This is a genomic window from Streptomyces sp. ISL-94 (genome assembly GCF_018614075.1).
Classification (GTDB): Bacteria; Actinomycetota; Actinomycetes; order Streptomycetales; family Streptomycetaceae; genus Streptomyces.
Genome location: NZ_JAGGOZ010000080.1, coordinates 83,706 through 99,039, shown reverse-complemented (window position 1 = coordinate 99,039; position 15,334 = coordinate 83,706). Strand labels below are relative to the sequence as shown.

Here is a 15,334-nt window from a genome sequence, read left to right as displayed (position 1 = left end):
CCACGAAAAAGGTAACGGGGCCGGGGTCGCAAGCCCCGGTTTCGGGAAGGGGCGGGGTGGGGGAGGTCCCGCGCAGCGGTGAACGGCGGTGCCGCGTGCCGACCCCGGGGCTTCGCCGCAGGCGGCCGGCTCAGCCGATGTCCGGCGGGTCGATCCGGACCCGGACCGCCTCCGACGCCGGAACCCCCCGCGCCAGCCGAGCGGCCTGCGCCGCCTTCAGCGCGGCCGCCAGCGCGGCGCCACTGCCCGGTGGGACACGGACCAGCGCCCGCTCCCCCGGGGAGCCCTCACCCCGCCGCCCGGGCATCGGCACCGGGCCCAGGATCTCCGCGTCCGGCGGCAGCCCCGCTCCGGCCAGGAAGGCCTCGACGGCCTCGCCCCGCCCGGCCACGGCCGCCATCCGGGACACCGGCGGGAAGCCGAGCTGGGCCCGCTCCGCGAGCTCCCGGACCGCATGCCCGACGGGGTCCCACCGCACCAGCGCCTGGACCGGCCGCAGCGTCGGCTCGGCGACCACCACGACCTGCCCGTCCCCCCGTACCAGCGAGGCGGCCCCGATCCAGCGCCGCAGCGCGTCCTCGCCCGCCCGCAGGTCGGGCCGGGTCAGCATCGCCCAGCCGTCAAGGAGCAGCGCCGCCGCGTACCCGGCGCCCGCCGCGACCGGCTCGGCCCCGGGGGTGCACACCACCAGCGCCGGCCGGTCCGGCACCTCGTCCAGGACGTGGTCGCGCCCGGAGGTCCGTACGGGCACGGCCGGGAAGGCCCGCCCCAGCTCCTCGGCGGTCCGCCGCGCGCCGACCACCCGGGCCCGCAGCCGGAAGGACCCGCACTCCTCGCAGTGCCAGGCCGGCTCGGCCCGCCCGCACCACCCGCATTGGAGGTCCCTCGCGTCAGGGGCCTCCAGCGGCCCGGCGCAGACCGTGCAGCGGGCCGGCGTCCGGCACTGCTCGCACGCCAGCCGGGGCACGTAGCCGCGCCGCGGCACCTGCACCAAGACCGGCCCGGTCTTCAGGCCCTCCCGTACGGTCTCCCACGCCAGGCTCGGCAGTCGCGCGGCGCGGGCCGCCTCGTCGCGGGCCAGCAGCTCGTCGCCCACCGTACGGATCCGGGGGGCGCACTCCCGGACCGTCTCGCGGCTCGCGACCAGCGGCCGCGCCCAGCCGGACTCGACCAGCTGGGCGGCCTCGACGGTGCAGCTCGTGCTCCCGGCGAGGAAGGCGCAGCTGTCGCTGACCGCGCGCAGTTCCAGGACCTCGCGGACGTGCGGGAAGGGGGCGTGGTCGTCGCTGTGGCTGGAGTCGCCGTCGTCCCAGATGGCGACCAGCCCGAGGTCGCGGACGGGGGCGAACATCGCGGCCCTCGTGCCGACGACGGCGCGCACGGAGCCCCGGCTCACGGCCAGCCACTGGCGGTAGCGCTTCTCGGGGCCCGATTCGGCCGTGAGCAGCGCGTGCCGCCCCTCGCCAAGCAGGGCGGTGAGCGCGGCGTCGACGCGGCCGGCGGTCCGTCCGTCGGGGACGACGGCGAGGGCCCCGCGTCCGGAGGCGAGGGTGGCGGCCATGGCGCGGGCGAGTTCGTCGGCCCAGCCGGGCCCGGGCAGGGCGGTCCAGACGGCGCGCGGGGTGCCGCCGCCGGCCAGGGCGCGGAGGAAGGCGGGGCCGGCGCCGTACCGTTCCCAGCCGCCGGGCTCGGGCGCGGCCGGCGGGGGCAGCGGCTCGGGCGAGGGCTGGGCCTCGGCGCGGGCATTGCGCGGGGGCAGGGCGAGCTGGAGCACGTCGGCCAGGCTGCCGGCGTACCGGTCGGCGACGGCCCGGGCGAGGGCCAGCATGCGGGGGCCGAGGACCACCTCGGGCGAGACGACCTGGGCGAGGGCGGCGAGGGCTCCGTTGTAGTCGGATTCGGCGCGGCGCTCGACGATGAAGCCGTCGATGAGCCCGCCGCCCTCGCGGCGGCCGCCGTGCACACGGTGGGAGCCCGCCCCGAAGCGGACGCGGACGCGGACGCCCGGCTGGGCGGACTCGGAGAGCTCGGCGGGAACCGCGTAGTCGAAGAGCCGGTCGAGGTGGAGTACGCCCTTGTTCACGAGGACGCGGGCGACGGGCAGCTCCTCGGCGACGGCGGCCCCGCGCCAGGTGCGGGGCTTCGCCTTGGGCGCCTTGGCCTTCGCCTCGGCGACCATCTCCCGGATCAGGGCGAGCTGTTCCGGCGGGCCGCCGGGACTGCCGTCCCCGCCCCGCTGTTCGGACTCGTTCGCACTGCTCACACCGCATTCTTACAAACCCCACCGACAGCGGACGGGCCCGGCGGCGCTCCCGAGGTCTTCATCGGCGGCGGTGGGGTTCCTTCGACACGGGGACGACCCACCCGCTCCAGATGTATCCGTCGCCTTCGCACCGGGAGGCTGCGTCAGCGTAGCCGCGGCCTGCGTGCGGCGCACCGGCATTCTCGCGGGCGGCGGACGGCGGATGGCGGACGGGCGGCAGGCGCGCGAACGGCCCCGGACCGAGGTCCGGGGCCGTTCGTCTCAGGCGGTGGTGCTTACAGGCCGGCGGCCGCGCGCAGCGCGTCCACGCGGTCCGTGCGCTCCCAGGTGAAGTCCGGCAGCTCGCGGCCGAAGTGGCCGTAGGCGGCGGTCTGGGCGTAGATGGGCCGCAGCAGGTCCAGGTCGCGGATGATGGCGGCCGGGCGGAGGTCGAAGACCTCGGCGATGGCGTCCTCGATCTTCGCGATGTCGGTCTTCTCGGTGCCGAAGGTCTCGACGAACAGGCCGACGGGCTCGGCCTTGCCGATGGCGTACGCGACCTGCACCTCGCAGCGCGAGGCCAGACCGGCGGCGACCACGTTCTTCGCGACCCAGCGCATCGCGTAGGCGGCGGAGCGGTCGACCTTCGACGGGTCCTTGCCGGAGAAGGCGCCGCCGCCGTGGCGTGCCATGCCGCCGTAGGTGTCGATGATGATCTTGCGGCCGGTCAGGCCGGCGTCGCCCATCGGGCCGCCGATCTCGAAGCGGCCGGTCGGGTTCACCAGCAGCCGGTAGCCCTCGGTCTCGAGCTTGATGCCGCCGTCCGCCAGCTGGGCGAGCACGTGCTCGACGACGAACTCGCGGATGTCGGGCGCGAGCAGCGAGTCGAGGTCGATGTCGGACGCGTGCTGCGAGGAGACGACGACCGTGTCGAGGCGGACGGCCTTGTCGCCGTCGTACTCGATGGTGACCTGCGTCTTGCCGTCGGGGCGCAGGTACGGGATGGTCCCGTTCTTGCGGACCTCGGAGAGCCGCTTGGAGAGCCGGTGCGCGAGGTGGATCGGGAGCGGCATGAGCTCGGGGGTCTCGTCGCAGGCATAGCCGAACATCAGGCCCTGGTCGCCGGCGCCCTGCTTGTCGAGCTCGTCCTCATCGCCCTCGACCCGCGTCTCGTAGGCCGTGTCGACGCCCTGCGCGATGTCCGGGGACTGCGCGCCGATGGACACCGACACGCCGCAGGAGGCGCCGTCGAAGCCCTTCTTGGAGGAGTCGTAGCCGATCTCGAGGATCTTGTCGCGGACGAGCTGCGCGATCGGCGCGTAGGCCTTCGTCGTCACCTCTCCCGCGATGTGCACGAGACCCGTGGTGATGAGGGTCTCCACCGCGACACGCGAGGTCGGGTCCTCGGTGAGGAGTGCGTCGAGGATCGTGTCGCTGATCTGGTCAGCGATCTTGTCGGGGTGGCCCTCGGTCACGGACTCCGAGGTAAACAGACGACGGGACACAACGCTCCCTGGGGGTTGCAGCGGCTGCTGGCTGATCATTTGGCGGAACCACACCGGAGGCTGCGCCCGATCACGTTCCGAGTGCAGTTTATCGGTCGCCACCGTTCGCCGGACCACCCGTCTCGCCCTGTGAATCAGGTGTGACCTGCGGCACCTCATTCTGGCCTACGGAAGTGACCATGAGAAGGGATCCGGGTCAGGCGCGTCGCGCGGGCAGTCGGGGGGCCACGTGATCCCAAATGACGTCCGCCAACGACTCCTTCGGACCATGGGGGACCTGGGTCTCAGACCCGTCTGACGCGAGGATGACGGCCTCGTTCTCCTCGGAACCGAAGGTCTTGGCCTCGCCGACCTCGTTGACGACGAGAAGATCACATCCCTTGCGCCGGAGCTTGGCGCGGCCGTTGGCCAGGACGTCGTCGGTCTCGGCGGCGAATCCGACCACGACCTGCCCCTCGCGGGCCCGGTCGGCCGAGATCTCCGCGAGGACGTCGGGGTTGCGGACGAGGACGACCGGGGCGGGCTCCTGACCGTCCTTCTTCTTGATCTTGCCGCCCGCGTACTCGGCGGGCCGGAAGTCGGCCACGGCCGCCGCCATCACCACGGCGTCGGCGTCCGCGGCCGCCTTGAGCACGGCCTCCCGCAGCTGTACGGCCGTCCCCACGCGTACGACGTCCACGCCGGCCGGGTCGGCCGGCGCGGTGTTGGCCGCCACGAGGGTGACCCGGGCCCCGCGCGCGACGGCCGTACGGGCGAGCGCGTAGCCCTGCTTGCCCGAGGAGCGGTTGCCCAGGAAGCGGACCGGGTCCAGGGGCTCGCGCGTGCCGCCGGCGCTGATCACCACGTGCCGCCCGACGAGGTCCGGCTCGGCCACCCCGCGCGCCAGGACCCTGCGGCACACCTCGTAGATCTCCTCGGGGTCGGGCAGCCGCCCCTTGCCGGTGTCCTTGCCGGTGAGCCGGCCCACCGCGGGCTCGATGACGACGGCTCCGCGCCGTCGCAGGGTGGCCACGTTCTCCTGGGTGGCGGGGTGCTCCCACATCTCGGTGTGCATGGCGGGGGCGAAGACCACCGGACAGCGTGCGGTGAGCAGGGTGTTCGTGAGCAGGTCGTCGGCCAGCCCGTGGGCGGCCTTGGCCAGCATGTCGGCGGTGGCCGGGGCGACGACGACGAGGTCGGCCGCCTGCCCGATGCGTACGTGGGGCACCTCGTGGACGGTCTCCCACACCTCGGTGGAGGCCGGGTTCCCGGACAGGGCGGCCCAGGTGGCCTCGCCGACGAACTGGAGCGACGCGGCCGTCGGCACCACCCGTACCTCGTGCCCGGACTCGGTCAGCCGGCGCAGCAGCTCGCACGCCTTGTAGGCGGCGATCCCGCCGCTGACCCCCAGCACGACCTTCGGCTTACCCACCACGCACTCCCCTTCTTCGGCACATCCGCGCATCCGCACATCCGTCGTACCTACCCATGACACACCACAGGCCCGGCAGATGTTCTGCCGGGCCTGTGGTGAAAGGAATTACCGTGCCTTACTGAGCCGGGGCCTCGATGGCCTCGGAGGTCAGCAGACCCGCGTTGATCTCGCGCAGCGCGATCGAAAGCGGCTTCTCGTGGACGTGGGTGTCCACCAGCGGGCCGACGTACTCCAGCAGGCCCTCGCCGAGCTGGGAGTAGTACGCGTTGATCTGACGCGCGCGCTTGGCCGCGTAGATCACGAGGCTGTACTTCGAGTCCGTGGCCTCGAGCAGCTCGTCGATCGGCGGGTTGATGATGCCCTCGGGCGCAGTGATGGAAGAGGACACGCTCTACCTTCCGAAGATGGGTGAAAGATCAGGCATTGATCAAATCGGAACGATCGATCAACGATCAGACAACTTCCATCAAGGCTAGCAGCTCGCGCGCCACATCCTCGACGGAGGTGTTGACCAGGGTGGTGTTGAACTCGGATTCGGCAGCGAGCTCGATCTTGGCGGTCGCCAGGCGGCGCTCGATGACCTCGGCCGATTCGGTGCCCCGGCCGGTCAGCCGGCGGACCAGCTCGTCCCAGCTCGGCGGGGCCAGGAAGACCAGCTGGGCGTCGGGCATGGACTCGCGTACGAGCCGTGCGCCCTGGAGGTCGATCTCCAGCAGTACCGGCTCGCCGTTTTCGAGGCGTTCCAGCACCGCGCCGCGTGGTGTGCCGTAGCGGTTGCCCGCGAACTCGGCCCACTCCAGCAGCTCGCCGTTGGCGATCAGCTTGTCGAACTCGTCGTCGTTGACGAAGAAGTACTGGACTCCGTGTCGCTCACCGGGCCGCGGCTTGCGGGTGGTGGCCGACACCGAGAGCCAGACCTCGGGGTGGACCTTGCGCATATGCGCGACGACCGTGCTCTTGCCGACCCCCGAGGGGCCGGAGAGCACGGTCAGCCGCGGACGAACCTCTGCTGCCATAAAGCGATTATCCAGGTTCCCGGGACTGCCTGAGAACGCCGGAAGCACGTGAGCCGGCGCGTCAGCCGGCGGGAGTGCCGAACTCACGCTCCAGAGAGGCGATCTGGTTGGAGCCGAGACCTCGGACACGCCGGGATTCGGAGATGCCGAGGCGCTCCATGATCTGCTTGGCGCGCACCTTGCCCACGCCAGGCAGGGACTCCAGTAGGGCGGAGACCTTCATCTTGCCGATGACGTCGTTCTCCTGGCCTGTCTTGATGACCTCTTGGAGCGAGGCGCCGGAGTGCTTGAGTCGATTCTTCACCTCGGCCCGCTCCCGGCGAGCCGCGGCGGCCTTTTCGAGCGCGGCTGCGCGCTGTTCAGGGGTAAGGGGCGGAAGAGCCACGCCTACGTCACCTCGGATGTCGAACTGTCGGATACGGACCGGTGGGGAACCCAAAGGCACCACACCAGGCGAGCTCCCGAACAGCGATGGAACTCGTTCGCTGCGCGTTCACTCTGGTCGGAGACTAGCGGCCATGGCCGCTCCAGTCAGCGAGAACGGACGAAAAGTCCTGGTCAGCCTCCACTGAAACGTACATCACGGACAAAGTACCCCTGTTTTGTCCGGTGAAAGACGTTCGAATTTCGTCAGGCCGTGCGATGTGCGTGTCCGGCGGGGGTCCTTGAACGCACCGAATCGGTGTGCGGTGGCCGCTCCCGCGTGGTGCGCGGCGCCGAGGGCCGTGACGCGGATCACCTCGGCCGCGAGCTTGGCATGGCCGGGCAGGCAGTCGGGGCTGCGCCCGGGGTCCGGCTATGCGGAGACGGCCTCGCGGATCTCCTGCGCGAAGGCGGCCGCGCTCGCGCGGAGGGCCGAGACGTCCGGGCCGTGCTTCAGGACGCCGCGCGACACGTTCGGGACCACGTTGCGCACCGCCTTGCCGAAGACCGCCGGCAGGTCGGCCGCCGTCGCGCCCTGGGCGCCGATGCCCGGGGCGAGCAGCGGGCCGTTGATGTCCAGGTCGAAGGAGGACAGGTCGCCCAGCGTGGCGCCGACCACCGCTCCGAAGGAGCCCATCGGGCTGGCGCCCTGGTTCTCCGCCGCCAAGTGGGCCAGCATCGTCGCGCCGATCGACCGGCCGTCCTCACGGACCGCCCGCTGGACCTCCGCACCCTCCGGGTTCGAGGTGAGGGCCAGCACGAACAGACCCGCACCCGACTCCCGCGCCAGGTCGACCGCCGGCTTCAGCGAGCCGTAGCCCAGGTACGGGGAAACCGTCAGCGCGTCCGAGAAGAGCGGGGAGGACGGCGAGAGGAAGGTCTCGGCGTACGCCGCCATCGTCGAGCCGATGTCACCCCGCTTCGCGTCCATCACGACCAGCGCGCCCGCCGCCCGCGCGTCCGCCACCGTCTGCTCCAGCACCGCGATGCCCCGCGAGCCGAACCGCTCGAAGAAGGCCGCCTGCGGCTTGAAGACCGCCACCGACTCCGCCAGCGCCTCGACGACCGTACGGGAGAAGCGCTCCAGGCCCGCGATGTCGTCGCTCAGGCCCCACTGCGCCAGCAGGGCGGCGTGCGGGTCGATGCCCACGCACAGCGGGCCGCGGGAGTCCATCGCCTCGCGGAGGCGGGTGCCAAAGGGGGTCACGGTCACTGCGCGGCCTTTCGGGTCTCGGCGGTCTCGGCGCCCACCGCTTCGGCGAGCGTCGCGTACGGGCTGGCGGCCAGGCGCGCGGCCAGGCCCTTGTGGATGGCGCGGGCGTAGAAGGGGCCCTCGTAGATGAAGGCGCTGTAGCCCTGGATCAGCGTGGCGCCGGCCAGGATCCGCTGCCAGGCGTCCTCGGCGTTCTCGATGCCCCCGACACCCACGAGGACCAGCCGGTCCCCCACACGGGCGTACAGGCGGCGCAGGACCTCCAGGGAGCGCTGCTTGACGGGGGCGCCGGACAGCCCGCCCGTCTCCTTCACGAGGGACGGGTCGGAGCGGAGCCCCAGGCCGTCGCGCGCGATGGTGGTGTTCGTCGCGATGATGCCGTCCAGGCCCAGCTCCAGCGCCAGGTCCGCGACCGCGTCGACGTCCTCGTCGGCGAGGTCCGGGGCGATCTTGACCAGGAGCGGGACCCGGCGGTCGGTCACCGTGCGGTCCGCGGCTTCGCGGACCGCCGTCAGCAGCGGGCGCAGCGACTCCGTCGCCTGGAGGTTGCGCAGTCCCGGGGTGTTCGGGGAGGAGACGTTCACGACGAGGTAGTCGGCGTGGCGGGCCAGGCGCTCGGTGGAGGCGACGTAGTCCGCCACCGCCTCGTCCTCGGGCACGACCTTGGTCTTGCCGATGTTGACGCCGACCACCGTCCTGAAGACCGCCTCGCGGGCCGCCAGCCGCTCCGCGACGGCCGCCGAGCCCTCGTTGTTGAAGCCCATCCGGTTGATCAGCGCGCGGTCCGGGACGAGGCGGAAGAGGCGCTTCTTGGGATTGCCCGGCTGCGCCTCGGCCGTGACCGTGCCGATCTCGATGTGGTCGAAGCCGAGCATCGACATGCCGTCGATGGCGACGGCGTTCTTGTCGAAGCCGGCGGCCAGCCCGAAGGGGCCGTGCATGCGCAGGCCCAGCGCCTCGGTGCGCAGCTCCTTGTAGCGGGGGGCGAGCCAGGCGGCGATGAAGGTGCGCAGTACGGGCGTGCGGGCCGCGAGGCGGATCCAGCGGAAGGCCATGTAGTGGGCCTGCTCCGGGTCCATGCGCTTGAAGACCAGGTTGAAGAAGAGTTTGTACATCGGGGGAGGCTCCTCCGTGCGGTCATGAGAAGGGGGACACCCGTCGCATCAGCGAAACCGGTGTCCCCCTACCTCGTACGGGCTGCTAGTCGCGGGCCGCGGTCAGGTGCTCCGCGTGCTCCTGGAGGGAGCGCACGCCCACGTCGCCGTGGCCCAGCGCCTCGATGCCCTGGACGGCCGCGGCGAGTGCCTGGACCGTGGTCAGGCACGGGACGCTGCGCGCCACGGCCGCCGTGCGGATCTCGTAGCCGTCGAGGCGGCCGCCGGTGCCGTACGGGGTGTTGACGATCAGGTCGACCTGGCCGTCGTGGATCAGCTGGACGATGGTCTTCTCGCCGTTCGGGCCTTCGCCCTCGCTGAGCTTGCGCACCACGGTGGCGTTGATGCCGTTGCGGCGCAGCACCTCGGCGGTGCCGGAGGTGGCGAGCAGCTCGAAGCCGTGGGCGACGAGCTCGCGCGCCGGGAAGATCATCGAGCGCTTGTCGCGGTTGGCGACGGAGATGAACGCGCGGCCCTTGGTGGGCAGCGGGCCGTAGGCGCCGGCCTGCGACTTGGCGTAGGCGGTGCCGAATACGGCGTCGATGCCCATGACCTCGCCGGTGGAGCGCATCTCCGGGCCGAGGACGGTGTCCACGCCGCGGCCGTGGATGTCGCGGAAGCGCGACCACGGCATGACGGCCTCCTTGACGGAGATCGGCGCGTCGATCGGCAGGGTGCCGCCGTCGCCGGTCTTCGGCAGCATGCCTTCGGCGCGCAGCTCGGCGATGGTGGTGCCGAGCGAGATGCGCGCGGCGGCCTTTGCGAGCGGGACGGCGGTGGCCTTCGAGGTGAAGGGCACGGTCCGCGAGGCGCGCGGGTTGGCCTCCAGGACGTAGAGGATGTCACCCGCCATCGCGAACTGGATGTTGATCAGGCCGCGGACGCCGACGCCCTTGGCGATGGCCTCGGTGGAGGCGCGCAGGCGCTTGATGTCGTAGCCGCCGAGGGTGATCGGGGGCAGGGCGCAGGCGGAGTCGCCGGAGTGGATGCCGGCTTCCTCGATGTGCTCCATGACGCCGCCGAGGTAGAGCTCGGTGCCGTCGTAGAGGGCGTCGACGTCGATCTCGATGGCGTCGTCGAGGAAGCGGTCGACCAGGACCGGCCGGGTGGGGCTGATCTCGGTGGACTCGGCGATGTACGACTCCAGGCGGGCCTCGTCGTAGACGATCTCCATGCCGCGGCCGCCGAGCACGTAGGACGGGCGGACGAGGACCGGGTAGCCGATCTCGTCGGCGATGGCCTTCGCACCCGTGAAGGTGGTGGCGGTGCCGTGCTTGGGGGCCGGCAGGCCGGCGTCGGCGAGGACCTGGCCGAAGGCGCCGCGGTCCTCGGCGGCGTGGATGGCCTCCGGGGAGGTGCCGACGATGGGGACGCCGTTGTCCTTCAGCGCCTGGGCGAGGCCCAGGGGGGTCTGGCCGCCGAGCTGGACGATGACACCGGCGATCGGGCCGGCCAGCGACTCGGCGTGGACGATCTCCAGCACGTCTTCGAGCGTGAGCGGCTCGAAGTACAGGCGGTCGGAGGTGTCGTAGTCGGTGGAGACGGTCTCCGGGTTGCAGTTGACCATCACGGTCTCGTAGCCGGCGTCGCTGAGGGCGAAGGAGGCGTGGACGCAGGAGTAGTCGAACTCGATGCCCTGGCCGATGCGGTTCGGGCCGGAGCCCAGGATGATGACCGCGGGCTTCTCGCGCGGCGCGACCTCGCTCTCCTCGTCGTACGAGGAGTAGAAGTACGGGGTCTTCGCGGCGAACTCGGCGGCGCAGGTGTCGACCGTCTTGTAGACCGGGCGGACGCCCAGCGCGTGGCGGACCTCGCGGACGACGTCCTCGCGCAGGCCGCGGATCTCGGCGATCTGGGCGTCGGAGAAGCCGTGGCGCTTGGCCTCGGCGAGCAGCTCGGGGTGGAGCTTGTCGGCGGCGGCCAGGTCGTCCGCGATCTCCTTGATGAGGAAGAGCTGGTCGACGAACCAGGGGTCGATCTTCGTGGACTCGAAGACCTCTTCCTGGGTGGCGCCGGCGCGGATGGCCTGCATGACGGTGTTGATGCGGCCGTCGGTCGGGCGGACCGCGGTGGCGAGCAGCTCGTCCTTGTCGCCGACGGGGCCGACGAAGGTGAACTGCGAGCCCTTCTTCTCCAGGGAGCGCAGGGCCTTCTGAAGGGCCTCGGTGAAGTTGCGGCCGATGGCCATGGCCTCGCCCACCGACTTCATGGTGGTGGTGAGGGTGGCGTCGGCGAGCGGGAACTTCTCGAAGGCGAAGCGCGGGGCCTTGACGACGACGTAGTCGAGGGACGGCTCGAAGGAGGCCGGCGTCTTCTCGGTGATGTCGTTGGGGACCTCGTCGAGCGTGTAGCCGATGGCCAGCTTGGCGGCGATCTTGGCGATCGGGAAGCCGGTGGCCTTCGAGGCGAGCGCCGAGGACCGCGAGACGCGGGGGTTCATCTCGATGACGATGACGCGGCCGTCGGCCGGGTCGATCGCGAACTGGATGTTGCAGCCGCCGGTGTCGACGCCGACCTCGCGGATGATCGCGATGCCGATGTCGCGCAGCCGCTGGTACTCGCGGTCGGTGAGCGTCATCGCCGGGGCGACGGTGATCGAGTCACCGGTGTGGACGCCCATCGGGTCGAAGTTCTCGATGGAGCAGACGACGACCACGTTGTCCTTGGTGTCGCGCATCAGCTCCAGCTCGTACTCCTTCCAGCCGAGGATGGACTCCTCCAGGAGCACCTCGGTGGTCGGGGAGAGCGTGAGGCCCTGGCCGGCGATGCGGCGCAGCTCTTCCTCGTTGTGGGCGAAGCCGGAGCCGGCGCCGCCCATGGTGAAGGAGGGGCGCACGACGACGGGGTAGCCGCCGAGGGTCTCGACGCCCGCGATCACGTCGTCCATCGAGTGGCAGATGACCGAGCGGGCGGACTCGCCGTAGCCGATCTTGGCCTTGACGGCCTCGACGACGCCCTTGAAGAGGTCGCGGTCCTCGCCCTTGTTGATGGCCTCGACGTTGGCGCCGATGAGCTCGACGCCGTACTTCTCCAGCACACCCTGCTCGTGCATGGAGATCGCGGTGTTGAGCGCGGTCTGGCCGCCGAGGGTGGGGAGCAGCGCGTCGGGGCGCTCCTTCGCGATGATCTTCTCGACGAACTCGGGGGTGATCGGCTCGACGTACGTGGCGTCGGCGATCTCCGGGTCGGTCATGATCGTCGCGGGGTTGGAGTTGACCAGGATGACTCGCAGGCCCTCGGCCTTGAGGATGCGGCAGGCCTGGGTACCGGAGTAGTCGAACTCGGCGGCCTGGCCGATGACGATCGGGCCGGAGCCGATGACCAGGACGGACTGGATATCGGTGCGCTTAGGCACGCTCGGCCTCCATCAGGGCGGTTTCCATCAAAGACGTGAAGCGGTCGAAGAGGTACGCGGCGTCGTGCGGGCCGGCAGCCGCCTCGGGGTGGTACTGGACGCTGAAGGCCGGCTGGTCGAGCAGCTGGAGCCCCTCGACGACCTGGTCGTTCAGGCAGACGTGGGAGACCTCGGCGCGGCCGAAGGGGGTCTCCGAGACCTTGTCGAGGGGCGCGTCGACGGCGAAGCCGTGGTTGTGCGCGGTGATCTCGACCTTGCCGGTGGTGCGGTCCTGGACCGGCTGGTTGATGCCGCGGTGGCCGTACTTCAGCTTGTAGGTGCCGAAGCCGAGCGCGCGGCCCAGGATCTGGTTGCCGAAGCAGATGCCGAAGAGCGGCGTCTTGCGCTCCAGGACGCCCTGCATGACGGAGACGGGGCCGTCGGCGGTGGCCGGGTCGCCCGGGCCGTTGGAGAAGAACACGCCGTCCGGGTTGACCGCGTACACGTCCTCGACGGTGGCGGTCGCGGGCAGCACGTGCACCTCGATGCCGCGCTCGGCCATGCGGTGCGGGGTCATGCCCTTGATGCCGAGGTCCACGGCCGCGACGGTGAACTTCTTCTCGCCGATGGCGGGGACGACGTACGTCTCCTTGGTGGCGACCTCGGCGGCGAGGTCGGCGCCCTCCATCTCGGCGGACTGGCGCACCTTGGCGAGCAGCATGCCGTCGTCGGAGATGGCGTTGCCGGAGAAGATGCCGACGCGCATGGCGCCGCGCTCGCGCAGGTGGCGGGTCAGGGCGCGGGTGTCGATGCCGCAGATGCCGACGACGCCCTGCTTGACGAGCTCCTCGTCCAGCGAGCGCTGGGAGCGCCAGTTGGAGGGGACGCGGGCGGGGTCGCGTACGACGTAGCCGGACACCCAGATGCGGGAGGACTCGGGGTCCTCGTCGTTGACGCCGGTGTTGCCCACGTGCGGGGCGGTCATCACGACGACCTGGCGGTGGTACGACGGGTCGGTGAGGGTCTCCTGGTAGCCGGTCATGCCGGTGGAGAACACAGCCTCTCCAAAGGTCTCCCCGTGGGCGCCGTAGGCGCGGCCACGGAAAATCCGACCGTCCTCCAGGACGAGTACGGCGGGAGTTTTGTCTGCTCCCCTGGTGGAGGTCGTCATCGTTCGGCGCCTTCCGTCGTGATGGATTGGTTCATGAGGTTGATGGCTTCGACCCAGGCGGCGTGTTCGGCCGCGCGGTCCGAGCGGAATCCGGAGTCGATCAGCTTGTCGCCGTGCGCCCATGTGACGACGAGCAGACCGCCCTCGGTGAGTACCTTGCCCGCGATTCCCTTGTCGAGGCGGGCGCCGCGCAGCTGCGCGGCCGGTACGAAGAAGTCGGTGGCACCCGGTCGGACCACGTCGAGGCCCGCGTCGGTGAGCGTGAGCTCCACCCGGCTGCGCACCCCCAGACCGTGGGCGACGATCCGGTCGAGCCACTGCCCGGCGGTGGTGGACCCGTGGTACCGGCCGGTCAGGGCCAGCCGGTGCTCGGGGAGACCGTCGGGGGCGGCGGGGAGCTCCGGCAGGTCGCTCTGCAGGGCACCGCGCCATTTCCAGCCCTGCCGCATCAGCCAGTACACGAAGGCGATGAAGACGGCCAGGCCGATCACCCACGCGATGCGGGCGCCGAAGCTGGTCACCTCCGCCGACTGTCGCTCGGCGGCCTCGGCGGCCAGTTGGATTACTGCAGGTGTCACGCCAGCGTCCCGTCCACGACCGTTGCCCGGCCCCGCAGGAAGGTGTGAGTGACGCGCCCCGGCAGCTCACGGCCCTCGTAAGGCGTGTTGCGGCTGCGGGAGGCGAAGTGCGCGGGGTCCACGACACCACGGTACGAGGTATCGACCAAGGTCAGGTTCGCGGGTTCACCTGCCGAGACGGGACGGCCGTGGTTCTCCAGGCCGCCGATGCGCGCCGGGGCGAAGGACATCCGCTCGGCGACGCCCGCCCAGTCGAGCAGTCCGGTCTCGACCATCGTCTGCTGGACGACGGAGAGGGCGGTCTCCAGGCCGACCATGCCCATGGCGGCGGCGGCCCACTCGCAGTCCTTGTCCTCATGCGGGTGCGGGGCGTGGTCGGTGGCGACGATGTCGATCGTGCCGTCCGCCAGCGCCTCGCGCAGGGCCAGCACGTCCTTCTCGGTGCGCAGCGGCGGGTTGACCTTGTAGACCGCGTTGTACGAGCGCACGAGCTCGTCGGTGAGGAGGAGGTGGTGGGGGGTGACCTCGGCGGTGACGTCGATGCCGCGGGACTTGGCCCAGCGGACGATCTCGACGGAGCCGGCGGTGGAGAGGTGGCAGATGTGGACGCGGGAGCCGACGTGCTCGGCGAGGAGGACGTCGCGGGCGATGATCGACTCCTCGGCGACGGCCGGCCAGCCGCCCAGCCCCAGCTCGGCGGAGACGACGCCCTCGTTCATCTGGGCGCCCTCGGTGAGGCGGGGCTCCTGGGCGTGCTGGGCGACGACGCCGCCGAAGGCCTTCACGTACTCCAAGGCGCGGCGCATGATCACGGCGTCGTCGACGCACTTGCCGTCGTCGGAGAAGACGGTGACGCGGGCGGCGGAGTCGTGCATGGCGCCCAGCTCGGAGAGCTGCTTGCCCTCCAGGCCGACGGTGACGGCGCCGATGGGCTGCACGTCGCAGTAGCCGGATTCCTTGCCCAGGCGCCACACCTGCTCGACGACGCCGGCGGTGTCGGCGACGGGGAAGGTGTTCGCCATGGCGAATACGGCGGTGTAGCCGCCGGAGGCGGCGGCGCGGGTGCCGGTGAGGACGGTCTCGGAGTCCTCGCGGCCGGGCTCGCGCAGGTGGGTGTGGAGGTCGACGAGGCCGGGGAGGAGGGTCTGGCCCTCGGCCTCGATGACGGTCGCGTCCTCGGCGGACAGGTTCTGCCCCACCTCGGCGATGGTCTCGCCGTCGATCAGGACGTCCTGCGCCTCGCCGCCGAGTACCTTCGCGCCACGGATAAGGATCTTGCTCATG

12 protein-coding genes are annotated in these 15,334 nt (G+C 71.3%); all 12 read right to left on the bottom strand.

What is annotated here, in order from left to right; translation table 11 throughout:
- Window positions 1-130: 130 nt before the first annotated feature.
- Window positions 131-2,263, bottom strand: a complete 2,133-nt coding sequence (locus J7E94_RS24385) for a primosomal protein N' (protein ID WP_215018924.1) — start codon at window positions 2,261-2,263, stop codon at window positions 131-133.
- 275 nt (window positions 2,264-2,538) lie between these two features.
- Window positions 2,539-3,747, bottom strand: coding sequence for a methionine adenosyltransferase (gene metK / locus J7E94_RS24380; RefSeq protein WP_215018922.1), 1,209 nt, complete (start codon window positions 3,745-3,747; stop codon window positions 2,539-2,541).
- A 196-nt stretch (window positions 3,748-3,943) separates the two neighbouring features.
- Window positions 3,944-5,158, bottom strand: coding sequence for a bifunctional phosphopantothenoylcysteine decarboxylase/phosphopantothenate--cysteine ligase CoaBC (gene coaBC, locus J7E94_RS24375; RefSeq protein ID WP_215018920.1), 1,215 nt, complete (start codon window positions 5,156-5,158; stop codon window positions 3,944-3,946).
- Window positions 5,159-5,276: 118 nt separating this feature from the next.
- A complete protein-coding gene (rpoZ, locus tag J7E94_RS24370) occupies window positions 5,277-5,549 on the bottom strand; it encodes a DNA-directed RNA polymerase subunit omega (protein ID WP_004948662.1) in 273 nt (90 codons plus the stop codon).
- Window positions 5,550-5,613: 64 nt separating this feature from the next.
- A complete protein-coding gene (gmk, locus tag J7E94_RS24365; protein ID WP_215018918.1) occupies window positions 5,614-6,177 on the bottom strand; it encodes a guanylate kinase in 564 nt (187 codons plus the stop codon).
- A 61-nt stretch (window positions 6,178-6,238) separates the two neighbouring features.
- Window positions 6,239-6,562 (bottom strand): integration host factor, encoded by a 324-nt coding sequence (locus J7E94_RS24360; RefSeq protein ID WP_008740406.1) that lies wholly within the window; start codon window positions 6,560-6,562, stop codon window positions 6,239-6,241.
- A gap of 411 nt (window positions 6,563-6,973) precedes the next feature.
- Window positions 6,974-7,807 carry an orotidine-5'-phosphate decarboxylase gene (gene pyrF / locus J7E94_RS24355; RefSeq protein WP_215018930.1) on the bottom strand — a complete coding sequence of 278 codons (834 nt, stop codon included), beginning with the start codon at window positions 7,805-7,807 and terminating at the stop codon, window positions 6,974-6,976.
- Between the two features lie 2 nt (window positions 7,808-7,809).
- Window positions 7,810-8,928, bottom strand: a complete 1,119-nt coding sequence (locus J7E94_RS24350; RefSeq protein WP_215018916.1) for a quinone-dependent dihydroorotate dehydrogenase — start codon at window positions 8,926-8,928, stop codon at window positions 7,810-7,812.
- An 85-nt stretch (window positions 8,929-9,013) separates the two neighbouring features.
- A complete protein-coding gene (carB, locus tag J7E94_RS24345; protein ID WP_215018914.1) occupies window positions 9,014-12,322 on the bottom strand; it encodes a carbamoyl-phosphate synthase large subunit in 3,309 nt (1,102 codons plus the stop codon).
- Window positions 12,315-13,472 carry a glutamine-hydrolyzing carbamoyl-phosphate synthase small subunit gene (carA, locus tag J7E94_RS24340; protein ID WP_215018912.1) on the bottom strand — a complete coding sequence of 386 codons (1,158 nt, stop codon included), beginning with the start codon at window positions 13,470-13,472 and terminating at the stop codon, window positions 12,315-12,317. Before carA ends, carB begins: the two co-directional genes overlap by 8 nt.
- Window positions 13,469-14,050, bottom strand: coding sequence for a hypothetical protein (locus J7E94_RS24335; RefSeq protein WP_215018910.1), 582 nt, complete (start codon window positions 14,048-14,050; stop codon window positions 13,469-13,471). The genes carA and J7E94_RS24335 overlap by 4 nt, the downstream gene beginning before the upstream one ends.
- Entirely contained in the window at window positions 14,047-15,333 is a 1,287-nt protein-coding gene (locus tag J7E94_RS24330) for a dihydroorotase (protein WP_215018908.1), read from the bottom strand. The genes J7E94_RS24335 and J7E94_RS24330 overlap by 4 nt, the downstream gene beginning before the upstream one ends.
- Window position 15,334 lies beyond the last annotated feature (1 nt).

What these genes read in the sequence shown, in the direction of transcription:
- gmk (WP_215018918.1), bottom strand. Translation starts at nt 6,177, where the DNA reads ATGGCAGCAGAGGTTCGTCCGCGGCTGACCGTGCTCTCCGGCCCCTCG.
- J7E94_RS24350 (WP_215018916.1), bottom strand. Translation starts at nt 8,928, where the DNA reads ATGTACAAACTCTTCTTCAACCTGGTCTTCAAGCGCATGGACCCGGAG.
- J7E94_RS24330 (WP_215018908.1), bottom strand. Translation starts at nt 15,333, where the DNA reads ATGAGCAAGATCCTTATCCGTGGCGCGAAGGTACTCGGCGGCGAGGCG.
- carA (WP_215018912.1), bottom strand. Translation starts at nt 13,472, where the DNA reads ATGACGACCTCCACCAGGGGAGCAGACAAAACTCCCGCCGTACTCGTC.